Below are 15,944 nucleotides of genomic sequence, written 5' to 3'. Positions count from 1 at the left end.
GATTAAAAATTAAGTAAGGAGTAAAAAGAAAATGCATGACTGTATTTATGAATTGGTTTACACTTCGGTCGTTGTAGTAAATTTTACTAATTCCCGATTCATGGAGTTTAAGGAGAGCAGAAATGGGTTTTCAGTATGTAGAGCATAAATTATTGGAAAAATATATTAAGGAAAGTATAGCAACCGAATTAAAGCATCATAGGATTTATGATAAAGATTTAAAAACCGCATTAAGAACTCTTTATAAAACTCATCCGGAAAGAGCCACGCAGTGTAAGTATCTTCTTGCTGTTATCGGGGGACTTAATCGATCAGACATTGAAAATAAAACCTGTATTCTTAATGCCGCTGCATTTTATATTTGGAATCAAATTGATGAAAGCTATCAAGGCATGGTTACTTCGGTTTTTTTGAGCCCAACAAATAGTAATTTATATAACTCATTAAGAACATCACTTGATCTTACTAAAGAAAATAAGCCAGATTCAAAAGATTTACAGGATATGTATAGTGCACTAATTCAATTTATGCGTGAACATGTATATTTAGATCCTAATGTTCCTATAAATGGCTATTTAGAAGAACGTCAGCAGATTTTTTCAAAAAAAAGAATTAGAGGGTATGATGTTGAAAAAGTACTTTCTGATTTGATAGAAAAAATAAAGGCATCCGAGTTAGAGCAAGTAAAACTTGCTAAAGAGGAGCAGCTAGCCAAAGAACCTGATAAGAAATCTGCGACACAGACTTTTGGTTTATTTGCAGAGAAGTCTAACACTGCTATGGTTGATCCCAGCAAAGAGCAAGAAGAACCACTTATGTATAGATGTAGTCGTTAAGTGATTTCATCCTTTAAATTTCAGATATGAGCGTTTCAGAGTTTGGAATTGGTGTTATAGACACTAATTCCAAAGGATTACATTGTTTCTCGGGCTAGACTGATTAGAAATTGTGTCTTTGCTCTATAGGATAGCCAGATAAAGCCCACTCAATTATTCCCCCATCAACAGAGTAGACTTCTTGATATCCTAAAGCTATTAAAGATTGGGCTGCATATAAAGATCGTACCCCTGATTTACAGTGCAAATAAATGGCTTGATTTTTATTTGAAATTTTAGACTCAATAGAAGACGCGATACTGTCTTTAGGTATATGAATTGCACCGGGTATATGAAATTCTTCCCACTCCATTAATTCTCGCACATCAATTAAACAAAGATCAGGACAATTTTTCATTTTATTTTTAAGTTCATGCACATTTATTGTTTTAATATTGGGGTTTATCATAACGAGTTTCTCTTACCGGTCTTGTTAATGTGGAGTGATGTAATAACCAATATATTGCTGCTATAAATACACCACCTATTAAAGTTGCAAATGCCCAGGTAGCTGCGGAAACAAGAACAGGTCGTTGTCCCATTTGATTCATATTTCCAGCATCATGAGCTACAGCGCCAGCAAAAATTAAATGTAAAATGCCATTAATTAATGTCATGATATAAAGAAAAGTTTGTATTTGTGCAGCAAATTGTTGGGCTAGTTCATTAATCATAAACAGAGGCTCCTTGAATTTGTGAATTTAATTTGCATGACTGTTATATATAATAACAGAAAATTAATAAAATCTTTTATTTCTATGCTAACCTCGGTAACATCGTTGAAAAAATAATAAGAGATAAAGTATGAATGCACATGAAATTCCTGTTCCTCATTTGACTACTGCGCACTCCGGACCTTTGTTTCATGTAGAAAAAATTGTTTTAAATCAAATTGCAGCTATTGAAACTTGGTTTAGACACCAATGGAAGAAAACGCCTCCTCCATTAACATCGTCTGTTGATTTACGGCATGCGGGCTTTAAAATAGCTCCTGTGGATACCAATTTATTTCCAGCAGGATTTAATAATTTAAATCTCGAATTTCTTCCCCTATGCATTCAAGCAGCCCAGTCTGTATTAATTGATTATATCCCTGACTGTACTAAAATTTTGTTGATTCCAGAAAGTCATACTCGGAATAAATTTTATTTGCAAAGTCTTAATGTATTAAAAACAATTTTTATAAAAGCTGGTTTTGTTGTACGCATCGGCAGCTTAGATCCGGAGATAATCGAGCCTACGGAAGTTGTTCTTGAAAGCGGTGAAACGTTATTGTTGGAACCGATACAGCGTCAGGATAACCGTGTAGGTCTAACTGATTTTAATCCTTGTTTTCTTTTGTTAAATAATGACTTATCTCAAGGTGTTCCCGAAGTTTTACAAGACATCCAACAAAAAATAAGGCCTACAGCGCAGTTAGGATGGTTTTCAAGATTAAAATCTAAACATTTTAATTTTTATGAGGAAGTGGCTAATGAGTTTTCCGAATTAGTGGGTATGGATTCTTGGCTGATTAATCCTTATTTTAGCGCTATAGAAGGTATTGATTTTATGGCACAGGAAGGCATTGATAAATTAGCCATTGAAGTGGAGAAAATTTTAACTTTAATGAAAGATAAATATGCGACTTATGGCATTAAAGAGAATCCATTTGTTGTCATTAAGGCTGATAATGGTACTTATGGAATGAGTGTTATGATGGTACATGATGCTGATGAAGTTCGTTTGCTTAATAGAAAGCAACGCACCCGGATGTCGGCGAGTAAAGGCGGTCGTAAAGTAGACAGAGTCATTGTTCAAGAGGGTGTATATACTTTTGAAACTATGCCAAATGGTTCTGTTGCTGAGCCAGTAGTTTATATGATTGGTCAGTTTGTAGTTGGTGGATTTTATAGGGTTCATAAAGAACGTGGTATTGATGAAAATCTTAATGCGCCTGGAATGCATTTTGAACCTTTGGCTTTTGCTCAAGCGTGCAATATGCCTTGTGATGATTTGACTGAAGTTGATTATCCGAATCGTTTTTATGTGTATGGTGTGATTGCGCGTTTAGCAGCTCTTGCTGCAGCAAAGGAAATTGCGGCAATTGGGGGTGAATAATGCAATTAGGAATATTACTCGATCCAATAGACCTATTAAAACCCTATAAAGATACTACTCTTGCTCTGCTCAAAAGAGCACAAGAGTTGGGATGGTCTTGTGTTGTTTTTACCCAAGAAGATTTATTCTGCAAAGAGGGACGTGCTTTTGCGCAAGTCTATGAGTTAAGTATTGGTGATTTATATAGTAAAGATTGGGCTAAAATAACAAACCTTGGGGAAAAGCCTTTAGGTACATTTGATATTATTTTGATGCGTAAAGATCCTCCTTTTAATACAGAATATATTTATACCACTTATTTCTTGGATCTTGCAGAGCGTGAAGGCGTTTTAGTCGCAAATAATCCACAAGCGTTACGTGATGCCAATGAAAAATTTTTTACTTTGAATTTTCCACAATGTTGTCCTACGACACTTGTCTCTAAGAATATAAGACGATTGAAAGCATTTTGGGAGGAGCATAAGCAGGTAATTTTTAAGCCCTTGGAAGGAATGGGTGGAAACTCTGTATTTCATGTTGAAGAACAAGGGAAAAATTTGGCAGTGATTTTGGAAGTATTAACTAAAAATCAGACGCAAACGATCATTGCCCAACGCTATATTCATGAAATAAAGACGGCGGGAGATAAGCGTATTTTGTTAATTAATGGTCAACCTGTTCCTTATGCTTTGGCCCGTATTCCTGCGGAAGGAGACTTACGAGGTAATTTGGCAGCAGGAGCTCGAGGAGAAGTCGTACCTATCACCACTAGAGATAGATGGCTTTGTGAGCAAATTGCTCCTACGCTTAAAGGAAAAGGTTTATATTTTGTGGGTATCGATGTGATAGGAGATTATTTAACTGAAATTAATGTTACAAGTCCGACCTGCCTACGTGAAATAGAAGCTGAAACCAATTTAGATATTGCTGGTGATTTTTTAAGCTCTCTTGAGACGATTTATCGTAGTAGATAACTTCATAGAGAAGTTGAGAATTTCTGAGTTTACAGCCTCAATAAACCAGTATTTTATTAGGTAAGTGTTCCTGGATATGTTTGAGGATTTGAATTGGACTTCATTTGCAATGACAACATCCTGACGCTCAAAAATGACATACCCGGTGCACGTTTACTTTTACTGTTGGTGAGTTATTTTACCCTCTGCTTTTACAGAGGGTGATGATCTTTTTGATAACTTATTCATCTACATAATCACCGCCAACATCTGCCTCGGCATTTTGTTCTGCTTTTTTATCTGAAGAATAAAGAGTGCCACTATCAGGTTCAGCGCCAGTAATAAGATGGTTTCTATATTGTAAATATGCATCACGCATAAATGCGTACTTATCAAAAGCTTCATCCATTATACGATCCGTATCAAATAATTGAGAACGTAAATCAATATAACGAAGTGCTAATAAGCTGTAGATGACGGTATCATCATTTATATAAACATAAGGGCTGTATAATGCAAATTGGAAAAGCCATCCAGCTCCATCTCGAAGTGTGCTTGGGCCTAAGAAGGGTATAACAAGGTAAGGAGAATTTTTATCTCCCCACTTAGCGAGTGTCAGACCCAAATCATTTGAGTGAGGGGGTAAACCAAAGGTTTTCGCTACATCAAATAAACCACCCACACCTAAAGAAGAGTTGATGATGAAACGCCACGAGTCACGAATTGCCCATTTTCCTTGCGCTTGTAAGAGATCATTTCCTACTGTAGGAATAAGATCTAGGTTATTGTAAAAATTATTAATACTTTTTCGAACAGGAGCCGGAATTACCGCTCTGTACACTTTTGCTGGAGGCTTTAAAAGTAAATTATCAAGGGCAGTATTAAATTTGTATACCTTGCGGTTAAAAGGTTCAAAGGGATCTGCGGGATTAGTGCCTTTACAAACGCAACCAGATAAAATGAGACTACTTGTAACACTGATAACTAATGAGATGAATCGCATGATTTTTTTTATTATTTATTTTATTGGAGATGTTACACGAGTTTACTGTTCTTGCAAACCATCCAGTTTATGATTGATTTCCAGTTAATCCATTTGTTTTCTAGGATCTATTTTTAATGCACGCTAAAATTTTAATAAAAAGGTTACAGGACCGTCATTACATAAATGAACTTGCATGTTGGCGCCAAAACATCCACTTTGAATCTTGGGAAAGATTTGGGCAGAACGAGTAAGCAAATTATCAAATAATCGCCGTCCAAGCTCTGGGGGCGCTGCATTTGAAAAGCTGGGACGCAATCCTTTTTGTGTGTCTGCCATTAAAGTAAATTGTGGTACTAGTAATAAATCACCATTGATTTCTTTAAGACTTAAATTCATTTTGCCTTGCCCATCGTCAAAAATACGATAATTGATGCATCTATCTAACATTTTATTAATATTATGTTCTGTATCATTAGGTTCAAAACCACAGAGTATTAGTAATCCTTTATTAATGTTAGCTATCGTTTTATCTGCAATGTCTACTCGGGCATGAGATACTCTTTGAATTACAACTAACATGCGTCGAGTCCCTGCTTGGAAATTTCTTTACTTGCATAAATTAAAGCATCAATAATTCCAGATTCCCTATCTGAGTGTCCTGCATCACGAACTACTCTTAAATTAGAGGCAGGGATCGCTTGATGCAATTCAAAAGCCCCCGCTAAAGGAGAAATTAAATCAAAGCGCCCATGAACAATATATGTTGGGATATGTCTTATTTTATGAACGTTAGCTAATACCTGATTTTCTTCAATGAAGAAGTGATTTTTCATGTAATGAGATTCTAATGTTGCAAGAGTTAAAGCAAAATGAGGATCACTAAATTGGTCAATAACATATAAATGAGGTTGTAAACTGCTGCATCGGGCTTCCCATAATGCCCAGGATTTTGCAGCGCTCATGCGGGCTAATTCGTTTGTTCCTTGTAAGCAATTGGCATAGTATTGTGGGATCTCGTTGAGCATATTTTCAGGGACACTACTTATAAATTCTTGCCAATAATCAGGATAAAATAAATTGGTACCTTGTTTATAAAACCAATCACAATCTTGTTGTCTTCCTAAAAAAATTTGATGAAGTTGTAGTGCTTTAATTTGTTGAGGGAACTTTTGTGCATACAGTAAAGCAAGCAATGATCCCCATCCTCCACCAGACAGCACAAACTCAGACAATCCCAAAAAATCTCGAATGGCGTCGATATCATCAAGTAAAAAGTGAGTTGTGTTTTCACGAAGTTCTAAATGTGGTGTAGAGCGTCCACATCCACGTTGGTCAAAAAGGATGATTCGGTAATGTTGAGGATCAAAAAAACGTCTTAGATACCCATCTCCAGAAGAAACTCCAGGGCCAGAATGAAGTATTATGACAGGAAGCCCGTTTGGATTTCCTGTTTCTTCAATATAAAGTGTATGCAGCTCACTGACTTTTAATTCATGGTGTGCATAGGGTTTTATTGATGGGTAGAGTGAATGCATATGAGTCCTTTTGGGAAATTTGCTATGTTGCCTTATTTTGCGCTGGGAGACGCTTGAAAGCAACAGTAAATTTCACTGAATACAGTAGCTCATGAGTTTAAGTAATTCAACAATCATTAGCGCCTATATTTTTTAGAAATGCCGCAATTTTTGGATAATCTTTTTTTTGTGCATAATATAATGGACTATGATGATTTGAGTCATTCTGATTCACTAAAAAAGGGCCTACATTTTCGACTATCCAATGAACCATGGGATCGTTATTTTCTTGCACGGCAATATGTAAAATGGAAAACCCTTGGTAGTCAGTGAGTTTTGGATTAGCTCCATTTTTTATTAATGTTTCAAGTACTTCTTGATTACCTGCATAGGCAGCCCAGAGTGAAGGAGTTCTTGCCTGGGTATCTTTGTTGTTGATATATGTTGTCCCCGTAGAGCAACAGGATTGTACTATTTTTGGCAGTGCCATAGTGTGCCGCATAATTAGGAAGCCCCCCTTGTTCATCAGCTAATGAGGGCACATCTTCAATGGAGAGGAGTAAATCAATAGTTTCCTGTTGGTTGTTTGTTGTTGTATTAAAACAGCCTTTAAATCGTCCTCTAACTGTATAAAAGTACCCAGGTTATTACGTATGGATAACTCTTTTCCTTTGATGAATTTTTTCATATTTTCATCTTTATCTTCAAACCCTGTCAGTTGAATTTGCTTGGTAAGTTGTCTATTTTCTTCTTTAGATACTTCAATTCGATGATGCTGAATGTGAAACATCTCCACTAATTCATCTTTTAATTTCTCAACGATTTCTGGATCATTACCCGTTCTTAGCAATTGTTGATTTCGGTTTTTGAACTCACCTATTATATCAATACCTGTTTTTCCATTAATTTTAACTTGGCTTTTAGATAAGATTTTTGGGATCTCTTTCTCCAGTTTAGGTGAGCTTAATTTATTTTCACCGTGTTTTTTTCTTGCATCAAATTGTTCAATCGATTGGTGGCGTCATTTAACGAAATTCTATTTTTAGGATCGTATTTAACCAAGTCTTGAATTAATGCCATACTTTCAACAATTTGTTTATAGCGAGGAATTGTTTTAGTTTTTCGATACTTTATTTATCTGAAGTCGTATTATTATACTCTTTAATTAACCCATTGATTTTGTCTATATCTTGGTTAACCTGGTTAATAAAATTTATTAGCTTTGGATCAGCATTATTGATGTGATTCAATGGATGTAAGTTAGGCATAGTGTTTAACCTATGAGTTTAAATCTCTTGTAATATTTAACCTTATTTTTTTATATTTGTTCAATTCATTGTGCTGATATATCATAGAATTTTTTTAAATATATTTTAATTTTCAAATAGTTATTTGGAGTTTTGGATAACTTATTAATAAGCCTGGACAAAAACTACAGAATGTAGAAGAAAGCCGTTTGCGCAAAAAAATCATAATGTTCTGAGGCCTAAGTTGTTTCTCAGTTATAAGATTTAAAATCTGAGTAAAAATTCAGATTTGAGCAAGAGGGGATTATAATTATAATAATATCTTGTATTTTCTTTTCTTGCGGGAAAAAGAATCTATTAATAGAATACACCATCGATTATTTCCTGGAATTAATTATGACTCTTGCTGCAATTCTTAGAGAGTTGAATGAGCGACAACGCGAAGCAGTTACTGCTCCACTTGGTAACACATTGGTTCTGGCTGGTGCTGGAAGTGGTAAAACTAAAGTACTGGTAAGTCGCATCGCTTGGTTGATTGCAGAACAGTATATCTCTCCCCATGGCATTTTGGCAGTAACGTTTACTAACAAAGCGGCTGGTGAAATGAGGGCACGGTTAAACAATATGTTAAATACACCTATAATGGGGTTATGGGTCGGAACATTTCATGGATTATGTCATCGCTTGCTTCGTCGTCATTACAGAGAGGCGCATTTACCTGAATTATTTCATATTCTTGATACAGAAGATCAAGCACGCATGATTAAACGAGTCATTGCTTCATTAAATCTTGATCCTGAACAATGGCCGGTAAAACAAGCCCAGTCTTTTATTAATGGACAGAAAGATGAAGGGATACGACCACAACATGTACATACCTTATCCTATGGACCAGGTAAAACACTACTTAATATTTATAGAGCGTACGAACAGGCTTGTCAGACTGCGGGAGTGATTGATTTTGCAGAGTTGTTATTAAGAACACATGAGTTATTACGGGATAATCCAGAAATTCTTCATCATTATCGCCAACGTTTTCAAGCGATTTTAGTGGATGAATTTCAGGATACCAATACAATTCAATATGCATGGATACGCCTTCTTGCTGGTGAGCATACTGCTGTTTTGGCAGTTGGTGATGATGATCAATCTATTTATGGCTGGCGTGGCGCTAAGGTGGAGAATATTCAACAATTCGCTCGAGACTTTACCAATACACGGACTATTCGCTTAGAACAAAATTATCGTTCCACTGCAACTATACTTGATGCAGCAAATGCATTAATTACCAATAATCATTCACGAATGGGAAAAGACTTGTGGACTGATGGTGCAACCGGAGAAAAAATTCTTGTTTACAGTGCGTTTAATGAATTGGATGAAGCACGTTTTGTTTGTGAACGCATTATGATGGAAATCAATCAAGGTACCAGCGCGGATGAAATTGCTGTTTTATATCGTTCAAATGCACAATCCAGGGCTTTAGAAGAAGCGCTTTTACGTGCGAGAATTGCATATCGTATTTATGGTGGTTTACGATTCTTTGATCGTGCAGAAGTAAAAGATGCTTTAGCGTATTTACGTTTATTGGTTAATCCAGATGATGATACGGCTTTTGAACGTGTGGTTAATTTTCCAACTCGTGGTATAGGTGAAAAAACGCTGGATGATTTGCGTTATTATGCAAAATCAGAACAATGTTCTTTATGGCATGCGGCTAAAACTTTATTAGAATCAGGTGGAATGGCACAACGCGCCGGTTCTGCATTAGCAAAATTTATTGAATTAATCGAACAATTGCAACAAAACACTGTAGAAATGGAACTGGATGAGCAGCTCTCCATGGTGATTCAGCTGAGTGGGTTGTATGCACATTTCAGTAAAATCAAAGGAGATAAATCAGAGTCTCGTCTGGATAACTTACAAGAGTTGATCAATGCCGCGAAACAATTTTGTTACGAACAAGAAGAAGATGAAGCAATTCCTTTAGTGAATGCATTTTTAGCACATGCATCATTAGAAGCAGGAGAAATGCAAGCCGGTGAACATGAACGTTATGTACACTTGATGACTTTACATGCTGCTAAGGGTCTTGAGTTCCCCATGGTCTTTTTGGTGGGTATGGAAGAAGGTGTTTTTCCTGGAAAACAGTCTTTGGAGGAGCCTGGACGTTTGGAAGAAGAACGCCGATTATGCTACGTGGGTATGACTCGAGCTATGCGTAAACTGATTTTATCTTATGCTGAAATCAGACGTCAGTATGGGCGAGAAGAATATCATCGGCCCTCGCGATTTTTAAGAGAATTACCTCAGGAGCTCCTTGAGGAGATTCGTGTAAAAGCGAGTTTTCAATCACCTGCTATTTCTCGAAGTAAACCTTCAGTTGCGCCACAAACATCAGGATTAGCTCTAGGGCAAAATGTGACTCATGCAAAATTTGGTCAGGGAGTAGTATTAGCAGTTGAGGGGAGTGGTGCGCATACTCGTGTCCAGGTAAAATTTAGGGAGCATGGTGTAAAATGGCTTGTTTTAGCCTATGCCAATTTGGCTGTTGCAACATAGCCTGGGTGAAGGTAATTTATCTGCTTGGCTTCATGAATGTACCTAACACCTAGGTTTTGTCTTTGTCTGAACCAAAGTAAAATAAGTACAATGACATCTTAACTATTGAATTTTCTTCAAGTGGATGCTAGGGTGCCGTTTGTAAAGGATTTTGGTATTATGTTAACTATTAAATAAGGGGAACTGCGTGAAATTTAAAAGCTTATTAACAGTAGGAGCACTGACAGTGTCTATGGCATCATCTGCAATAGCAGCGGATACTAATCCTGTAACTCCTATGTCTGATGCACAAAAAAAGGAAATTGAAAAAGTAGTGCATGACTATTTAGTAGCTAATCCAGAAGTACTCTTGGAAGTTTCGCAAGCGTTGCAACAAAAGCAACAACAAAACATGCAGCAACAAGCGCAATCTGCAATTAAAGAAAATACAGATCAATTATTCCAAGGTAAAACTACCGTAGTAGGTAATCCTAAAGGTAATGTAACTATAGTAGAGTTTTTTGACTATCAATGCATTCATTGCAAAAAAATGTCACCAGTTATCGATAGTTTACTTAAAAAAGACAGCGATTTACGCGTTGTTTATAAAGAGTTTCCTATTTTTGGTAAGAGCTCTGAGTTGGCTTCTAGAGCTGCTTTAGCTGCTGGTATGCAAGGTAAATATCAAGCAATGCATAATGCGCTAATTTCTATTGATAAACGTTTGAATGATCAGATTGTGATGGCGACTGCTAAGTCCCTAGGCTTGGACATGAAGAAGTTAAAAACTGATATGCAAAGCAAAGACGTTACTGCGATTTTGGATGCAAACCGTGAATTAGCAGAAAAATTACACTTGATGGGTACTCCAGCGTTTATTATTGCTTCCACTCCAGGTGGTCAGTTTAAAGCAGGTTCAGAGCCTTCATTTATACCTGGCGCTGCGAGCGAAGAATCCTTACAAGAGTTAATTAAGAAAGCAGCTGGTAATTCATAAGACCGTTAATATGTAGCCGGGTGCAGCGAAGCAGAGCCCGGAATTTGTGCTAGAAACCCCCGGGTTCTGCTTCGCTGCACCTAGGTTATGTTGAGACCTTCATGACAAAACCAACTACATTTCAGGATATTATTCTAACATTGCAACAATATTGGGCTGCTCAAGGATGTATCATTTTACAACCATTTGATATGGAAGTTGGCGCGGGTACTTTTCACCCAGCTACTTTCTTGCGCGCAATAGGTCCCGAACCTTGGTATGCCGCCTATGTTCAACCTTCTCGAAGACCTACAGATGGTCGTTATGGAGATAATCCGAATCGAGTGCAGCATTACTATCAATTTCAGGTAGTACTCAAACCTTCACCTTTAGACATCCAAGATAAGTATTTGGATTCTTTACGTGCTTTAGGAGTAGACCCTCTAGCAGATGATATTCGTTTTGTTGAAGATAACTGGGAGTCGCCTACACTGGGTGCTTGGGGGTTAGGTTGGGAGGTTTGGCAAAATGGTATGGAAGTATCTCAATTTACCTATTTTCAGCAAGCGGGTGGTTTGGTCTGTAAACCCGTAACCGGTGAACTCACTTATGGCCTGGAACGTTTGGCTATGTACTTATTAGGTGTAGATAATTTATTTGATCTTCCTTGGAGTCACACAGCAAACGGAATAGTTACTTACGGTAATGTATTCCATCAAAATGAAGTTGAAATGTCTGCTTATAATTTTGAACATGCCAATGTAGAAGAGTTATTTAAGCAGTTTGATTATTATGAAAGTGAAGCACAAAAATTAATTTCCTTACAATTGCCTTTGCCGGCCTATGAAATGGTGATTAAAGCATCGCATTCTTTCAATTTACTCGATGCACGCAAAGCAATCTCAGTTACGGAAAGGCAGCGATATATTTTACGGGTAAGGCATTTATCAAGAGCAGTGGCGCAAGCTTATTATCAGGCACGTGAAGCTTTGGGCTTTCCTATGCTTAACCAAAAGGTGTGTGATGGTCAATGATTTTATTTTTGAATTAGGTTGTGAAGAGTTACCTTCTGGTTCAGTTTGGCCTCTGGCTGATGAATTTGCTAATCTCTTACTAGCTGCATTAGATAAAGCACAATTAGTTTATGGGCAAGTAAAGCGTTATGCTACGCCTAGACGTATCGCCGTAGTTATTTTAGGTCTACAAGCAGAGCAACAAAGCCAAAATATTATGCGGCGAGGCCCAGCATTGGCTGCTGCTTATGATAAAGAAGGTAAGCCTTCATCAGCTTTACTTGGTTTTGCAAAATCTTGTGGCGTAGAGGTGGAGCAGCTGACTCGATTAGAAACAGAAAAAGGAAGCTGGATAGTCTATGAGACACAGAGTCCGGGAAATAAAACTAAAGATTTATTACCTACTTTGATTAGCCAGGCTTTAGCGGCGTTACCTATCTCGAAACCCATGCGGTGGGGGTCGGGTGATGATGAGTTTGCACGACCTGTGCATTGGGTAGTTACCCTCTATGGTGATGAAGTCATAGAATATACTCTTTTAGGAATTCAAAGCGGTCGCTTTAGCAGGGGGCATCGTTTTCATCATCCACAACAAATTGCTATTCATTCAGCACAAGGTTATGAAGCACAGATGAAAGAAGCATTTGTGATGGCTGATTTTGCCAATCGTAAACAAATAATTCAAGAGCAAATAAAACAATTGGCAGAATCCTACCAAGCGACAGCAATAATGCCTGAAAGCTTGCTTGATGAAGTAACCTCCATTGTGGAATGGCCTCAGGCATTAATGGCTGATTTTGAAAAAGAATTTCTTGAAGTTCCAGCTGAATCATTAATTGCATCAATGCAGTCACATCAAAAGTGTTTTGCTCTAAAAGACAAACAAGGAAATTTGTTGCCTCATTTTATTACTGTTTCAAATATTGTTAGCTCCAATCCGGAACAAGTAATTATGGGCAATGAAAAAGTAATGCGTGCTCGTTTAAGCGATGCAGCATTCTTTTTTAGACAAGACAAAAAACAACCTTTAAGTCAACGAATTCTAGGAACAGAACAGGTTGTTTTTCAAGCAAAACTAGGGAGTTTATTAGACAAGGCATTGAGAATTGAAGCAATGATGACTTATTTAAGTGCTGCATTACATTTAGAAGTTCATCAAGCACAACGTGCCGCGCAATTAAGTAAGTGTGATTTGTTAACGGGTATGGTAGGTGAATTCCCAGAGTTGCAGGGATTAATGGGGTATTATTACGCAGTGAATGATGGTGAAGACCACGTTGTTGCACATGCCCTAAATGAGCAATATATGCCCCGTTTTTCTGCGGATGGTTTACCTAAATCTGATTTAGGTTTAGCTTTATCTTTAGCAGATAGAATTGATACTTTAGTGGGTATTTTTGCTATTGGGCAAAAACCTTCTGGGGTAAAAGATCCTTTTAAATTGCGTCGTCATGCTTTGGCGGTTGTTCGGTTACTCATTTCTACCTCTGCTCCACTTAATTTAAGTCCTTTAATTGAGCAAGCAGTTGTGCATTATGGAGCTACCGTATCCATTGAGCCGAATCTGCGTGATGAATTAAAACTTTTTATATTGGATCGCCTACAATCCTACTATCAAGGGCAGGGATTAAGCATTGATTTAATCCATGCTGGCCGTGCTCGTCAAGATGAATGGCTGTATGATTTAGATAAACGATTAAATGCCTTACAAGCATTTGTTACACTTCCTGAAGCTGCTTCTCTTTCTGCTGCATGCAAAAGAGTGAATAATTTGCTTGCTCAAATAGAAAAGCACGTTTTACCTCCGATCAAAGAACAACTTCTTGAAGAAGAGGTAGAAAAATCTTTATACACTCACATAAAACATATTGCTCAAGCAGTGGAACCTTTATATCGCTCTGCTGACTATAGTTCGCTCTTGAAATTACTCGCCACTTTGAAAGAACCGGTTGATGCGTTTTTTGATAAAGTAATGGTAATGGTGGATGATGAAGCAATAAAGTCTAATCGCCTGGCACTTTTAGTCTGCTTACAGGATTTATTACAAGGTGTTGCGGATATTTCATTATTGCAAATATGATTGAGATTACAACAGTAGGTTATGAGCACGAAAGTTTATATGATAAAGCTCACGTACTTGCAAAACAGTTAAATTTTGTTTTGGACAAGCAGGCAACCTCTTGTCTTTTTGTTACTGAAGACAAGCTTGCATTAAAAATACCTGGTTTTTCTCCTATTTCGGTCGAATTGAGTAGCGCATTTTGGAGTAAGAGAAAATCAGAAGGAAAAAAGCAAGGTTTAATTCGTGCTTGTAAGCCTGGTATTGGACTTAAAATTATTGATGCAACAGCAGGCTGGGGGCGAGATGCTGCGATATTAGCCAGTTTTGGAGCAGAAGTATTAATGATAGAACGTCATCCTGTTATGGCTTCTTTATTATCGGATGCATTATTAAGAAGAAGCGAGTCTGAGCAACAAAAAATGCATCTATCTCTTTATGCTGGCGATGCATATTCTTACTTTCATATACTTGAAGAAAAAGATTATCCTGATGTAATTTATATTGATCCTATGCATCCTGAGCGCAGTAAATCGGCATTAGTAAAAAAGGAAATGCAGGTGTTGCAGCAAATAATAGGGACAGATGATGATGCGCGTGATTTGATCCAGCTAGCGATAACCCGAACGAAACAGAGAGTAGTTGTAAAATGGCCACAAAAAAGTAACCCTTTGTTGCCGGTAAATGCACAAGTAAATGGTAAAACAGTACGATTTGATATTTATTTTTCAAACTCAAGAATATGATGTCAAAATGAAACTTACCGAACGGAATAATGAACTTTTAGAGTGTACTTTTGTAAATATCTATTGTTAGACTAGTAAAGTATTAGAAATGCCTAGGCTGATTTATTATAAATTTTAATGAGCTTTATATATTAAAAAATCCTCGCTCAGATGAGGGAGGATTTTTGAAATTAATCCGACTATGATACAAGCAAGCTATTTCTAGCCACTAGTATAAACAGTACCAGTAGGACCAGCAGTTTCACCGCCATTAACGCCGAACATGGTTGTTCCGGTGACACCCAAAATAGAAGGCAAGAATAATAGACCAGCTGCGATAAAAACTAAGGCAATTGGTGTGCCTATTGGAATTTGAGTTGGATTATCCTTGTGCTGTTTAAATTTCATGATCGCCGCAATAGAAAATGCTAAACCAGCTAAATAAGAACCAGCGGTTATTAGTTTAGTCAGGTTGGTAAAAGATGAGGTAATTTCTGATGCCATGTCACCAACACTCATATCACCTGCAGCTGCATTTTGACTGACTAAAGCCAATACCCCCAAACAAACAATACTGGATAACCAATGTTTATAATTTGATTTACTCATGATTTTATTTTTCACCTCTTTCTCCTCAGCTTAAAAAAGTTTTAAATTAACGCCAGTTATGGATAAAGATATAATTATAACGAGTCTCTATCACGACCCATTCGAGCTGAGAAGGCGTTTACGCCGTCTCGAAGCTTTGGCATCGGATTCGAGAGTACCTGCCAAGGCTTCGAGACGGTGCTGGTGCGCCTCCTCAGCCCGAACGGGTCGAAGTAATAACCCGATCTCTTATCCATAACTGACATTAAATTATTCTAATTATAATCATGATGGTTAAAAAATATCCAAATGATTGTTTTTATATGTCATATAAATAAGATAGATATTATTTTTTTTTCAAAAAGTTAGAGTAAAATTTTCAGTATTAT

General features: G+C 37.1%; 17 protein-coding genes. 8 read left to right on the top strand and 9 right to left on the bottom strand.

The features are described 5' to 3' along the window. Window positions 1-122 precede the first annotated feature (122 nt). Window positions 123-836 carry a hypothetical protein gene (locus DYH34_RS12490; protein ID WP_058464749.1) on the top strand — a complete coding sequence of 238 codons (714 nt, stop codon included), beginning with the start codon at window positions 123-125 and terminating at the stop codon, window positions 834-836. A gap of 103 nt (window positions 837-939) precedes the next feature. On the opposite strand, the gene DYH34_RS12485 is transcribed toward DYH34_RS12490, so the two are convergent. Beyond that, window positions 940-1,284, bottom strand: a complete 345-nt coding sequence (locus tag DYH34_RS12485) for a rhodanese-like domain-containing protein (RefSeq protein ID WP_058464748.1) — start codon at window positions 1,282-1,284, stop codon at window positions 940-942. After that, a complete protein-coding gene (locus DYH34_RS12480) occupies window positions 1,265-1,549 on the bottom strand; it encodes a hypothetical protein (protein WP_058464747.1) in 285 nt (94 codons plus the stop codon). The genes DYH34_RS12485 and DYH34_RS12480 overlap by 20 nt, the downstream gene beginning before the upstream one ends. Before the next feature lie 130 nt (window positions 1,550-1,679). Between DYH34_RS12480 and gshA the strand changes: the two genes are divergently transcribed. Together gshA and gshB are read left to right on the top strand one after the other, a co-directional pair. Beyond that, window positions 1,680-2,975 carry a glutamate--cysteine ligase gene (gene gshA / locus DYH34_RS12475; RefSeq protein ID WP_058464746.1) on the top strand — a complete coding sequence of 432 codons (1,296 nt, stop codon included), beginning with the start codon at window positions 1,680-1,682 and terminating at the stop codon, window positions 2,973-2,975. After that, entirely contained in the window at window positions 2,975-3,928 is a 954-nt protein-coding gene (gene gshB / locus DYH34_RS12470) for a glutathione synthase (protein WP_058464745.1), read from the top strand. Before gshA ends, gshB begins: the two co-directional genes overlap by 1 nt. Window positions 3,929-4,148: 220 nt before the next feature. Here the strand turns inward: gshB and DYH34_RS12465 are convergent, their stop codons facing one another. The 6 genes from DYH34_RS12465 to DYH34_RS18095 form a co-directional block, all read right to left on the bottom strand. Further along, window positions 4,149-4,910 carry an MlaA family lipoprotein gene (locus tag DYH34_RS12465; RefSeq protein ID WP_058464744.1) on the bottom strand — a complete coding sequence of 254 codons (762 nt, stop codon included), beginning with the start codon at window positions 4,908-4,910 and terminating at the stop codon, window positions 4,149-4,151. Between the two features lie 123 nt (window positions 4,911-5,033). Continuing rightward, window positions 5,034-5,471, bottom strand: coding sequence for a D-aminoacyl-tRNA deacylase (gene dtd / locus DYH34_RS12460; RefSeq protein WP_058464743.1), 438 nt, complete (start codon window positions 5,469-5,471; stop codon window positions 5,034-5,036). Next, window positions 5,465-6,427, bottom strand: coding sequence for a prolyl aminopeptidase (pip, locus tag DYH34_RS12455; RefSeq protein ID WP_058464742.1), 963 nt, complete (start codon window positions 6,425-6,427; stop codon window positions 5,465-5,467). The genes dtd and pip overlap by 7 nt, the downstream gene beginning before the upstream one ends. Before the next feature lie 106 nt (window positions 6,428-6,533). Next, on the bottom strand, window positions 6,534-6,908 hold the full coding sequence (locus DYH34_RS12450) for an ankyrin repeat domain-containing protein (RefSeq protein WP_162263054.1): 375 nt from the start codon (window positions 6,906-6,908) through the stop codon (window positions 6,534-6,536). Window positions 6,909-6,935: 27 nt separating this feature from the next. Further along, window positions 6,936-7,256, bottom strand: a complete 321-nt coding sequence (locus DYH34_RS12445) for a hypothetical protein (RefSeq protein ID WP_058464740.1) — start codon at window positions 7,254-7,256, stop codon at window positions 6,936-6,938. Window positions 7,257-7,536: 280 nt separating this feature from the next. After that, entirely contained in the window at window positions 7,537-7,674 is a 138-nt protein-coding gene (locus DYH34_RS18095) for a hypothetical protein (protein ID WP_172465418.1), read from the bottom strand. A gap of 375 nt (window positions 7,675-8,049) precedes the next feature. Between DYH34_RS18095 and uvrD the strand changes: the two genes are divergently transcribed. From uvrD to DYH34_RS12420, 5 genes are all read left to right on the top strand, one after another. After that, the gene (uvrD, locus tag DYH34_RS12440) at window positions 8,050-10,215 is read left to right on the top strand and encodes a DNA helicase II (RefSeq protein WP_058464739.1); all 2,166 of its coding nucleotides are present in this window, start codon (window positions 8,050-8,052) and stop codon (window positions 10,213-10,215) included. A gap of 187 nt (window positions 10,216-10,402) precedes the next feature. After that, window positions 10,403-11,191, top strand: coding sequence for a DsbA family protein (locus DYH34_RS12435; protein WP_058464738.1), 789 nt, complete (start codon window positions 10,403-10,405; stop codon window positions 11,189-11,191). 101 nt (window positions 11,192-11,292) lie between these two features. Then, a complete protein-coding gene (glyQ, locus tag DYH34_RS12430; protein WP_058464737.1) occupies window positions 11,293-12,204 on the top strand; it encodes a glycine--tRNA ligase subunit alpha in 912 nt (303 codons plus the stop codon). Then, complete coding sequence (gene glyS, locus DYH34_RS12425; RefSeq protein WP_058464736.1) at window positions 12,194-14,263, top strand: glycine--tRNA ligase subunit beta; 2,070 nt, start codon at window positions 12,194-12,196, stop codon at window positions 14,261-14,263. The genes glyQ and glyS overlap by 11 nt, the downstream gene beginning before the upstream one ends. Further along, window positions 14,260-14,988 (top strand): class I SAM-dependent methyltransferase, encoded by a 729-nt coding sequence (locus DYH34_RS12420; RefSeq protein ID WP_058464735.1) that lies wholly within the window; start codon window positions 14,260-14,262, stop codon window positions 14,986-14,988. Before glyS ends, DYH34_RS12420 begins: the two co-directional genes overlap by 4 nt. Before the next feature lie 201 nt (window positions 14,989-15,189). Here DYH34_RS12420 and DYH34_RS12415 read toward each other — a convergent pair whose 3' ends face one another. Beyond that, window positions 15,190-15,576 carry a hypothetical protein gene (locus DYH34_RS12415; RefSeq protein WP_058464753.1) on the bottom strand — a complete coding sequence of 129 codons (387 nt, stop codon included), beginning with the start codon at window positions 15,574-15,576 and terminating at the stop codon, window positions 15,190-15,192. Window positions 15,577-15,944 lie beyond the last annotated feature (368 nt).

The organism is Legionella cincinnatiensis, assembly GCF_900452415.1.
Classification (GTDB): Bacteria; Pseudomonadota; Gammaproteobacteria; order Legionellales; family Legionellaceae; genus Legionella; species Legionella cincinnatiensis.
The sequence above is the reverse complement of the archived record's forward strand: the minus strand, read 5'-3'. Positions and strand labels throughout refer to the sequence as shown.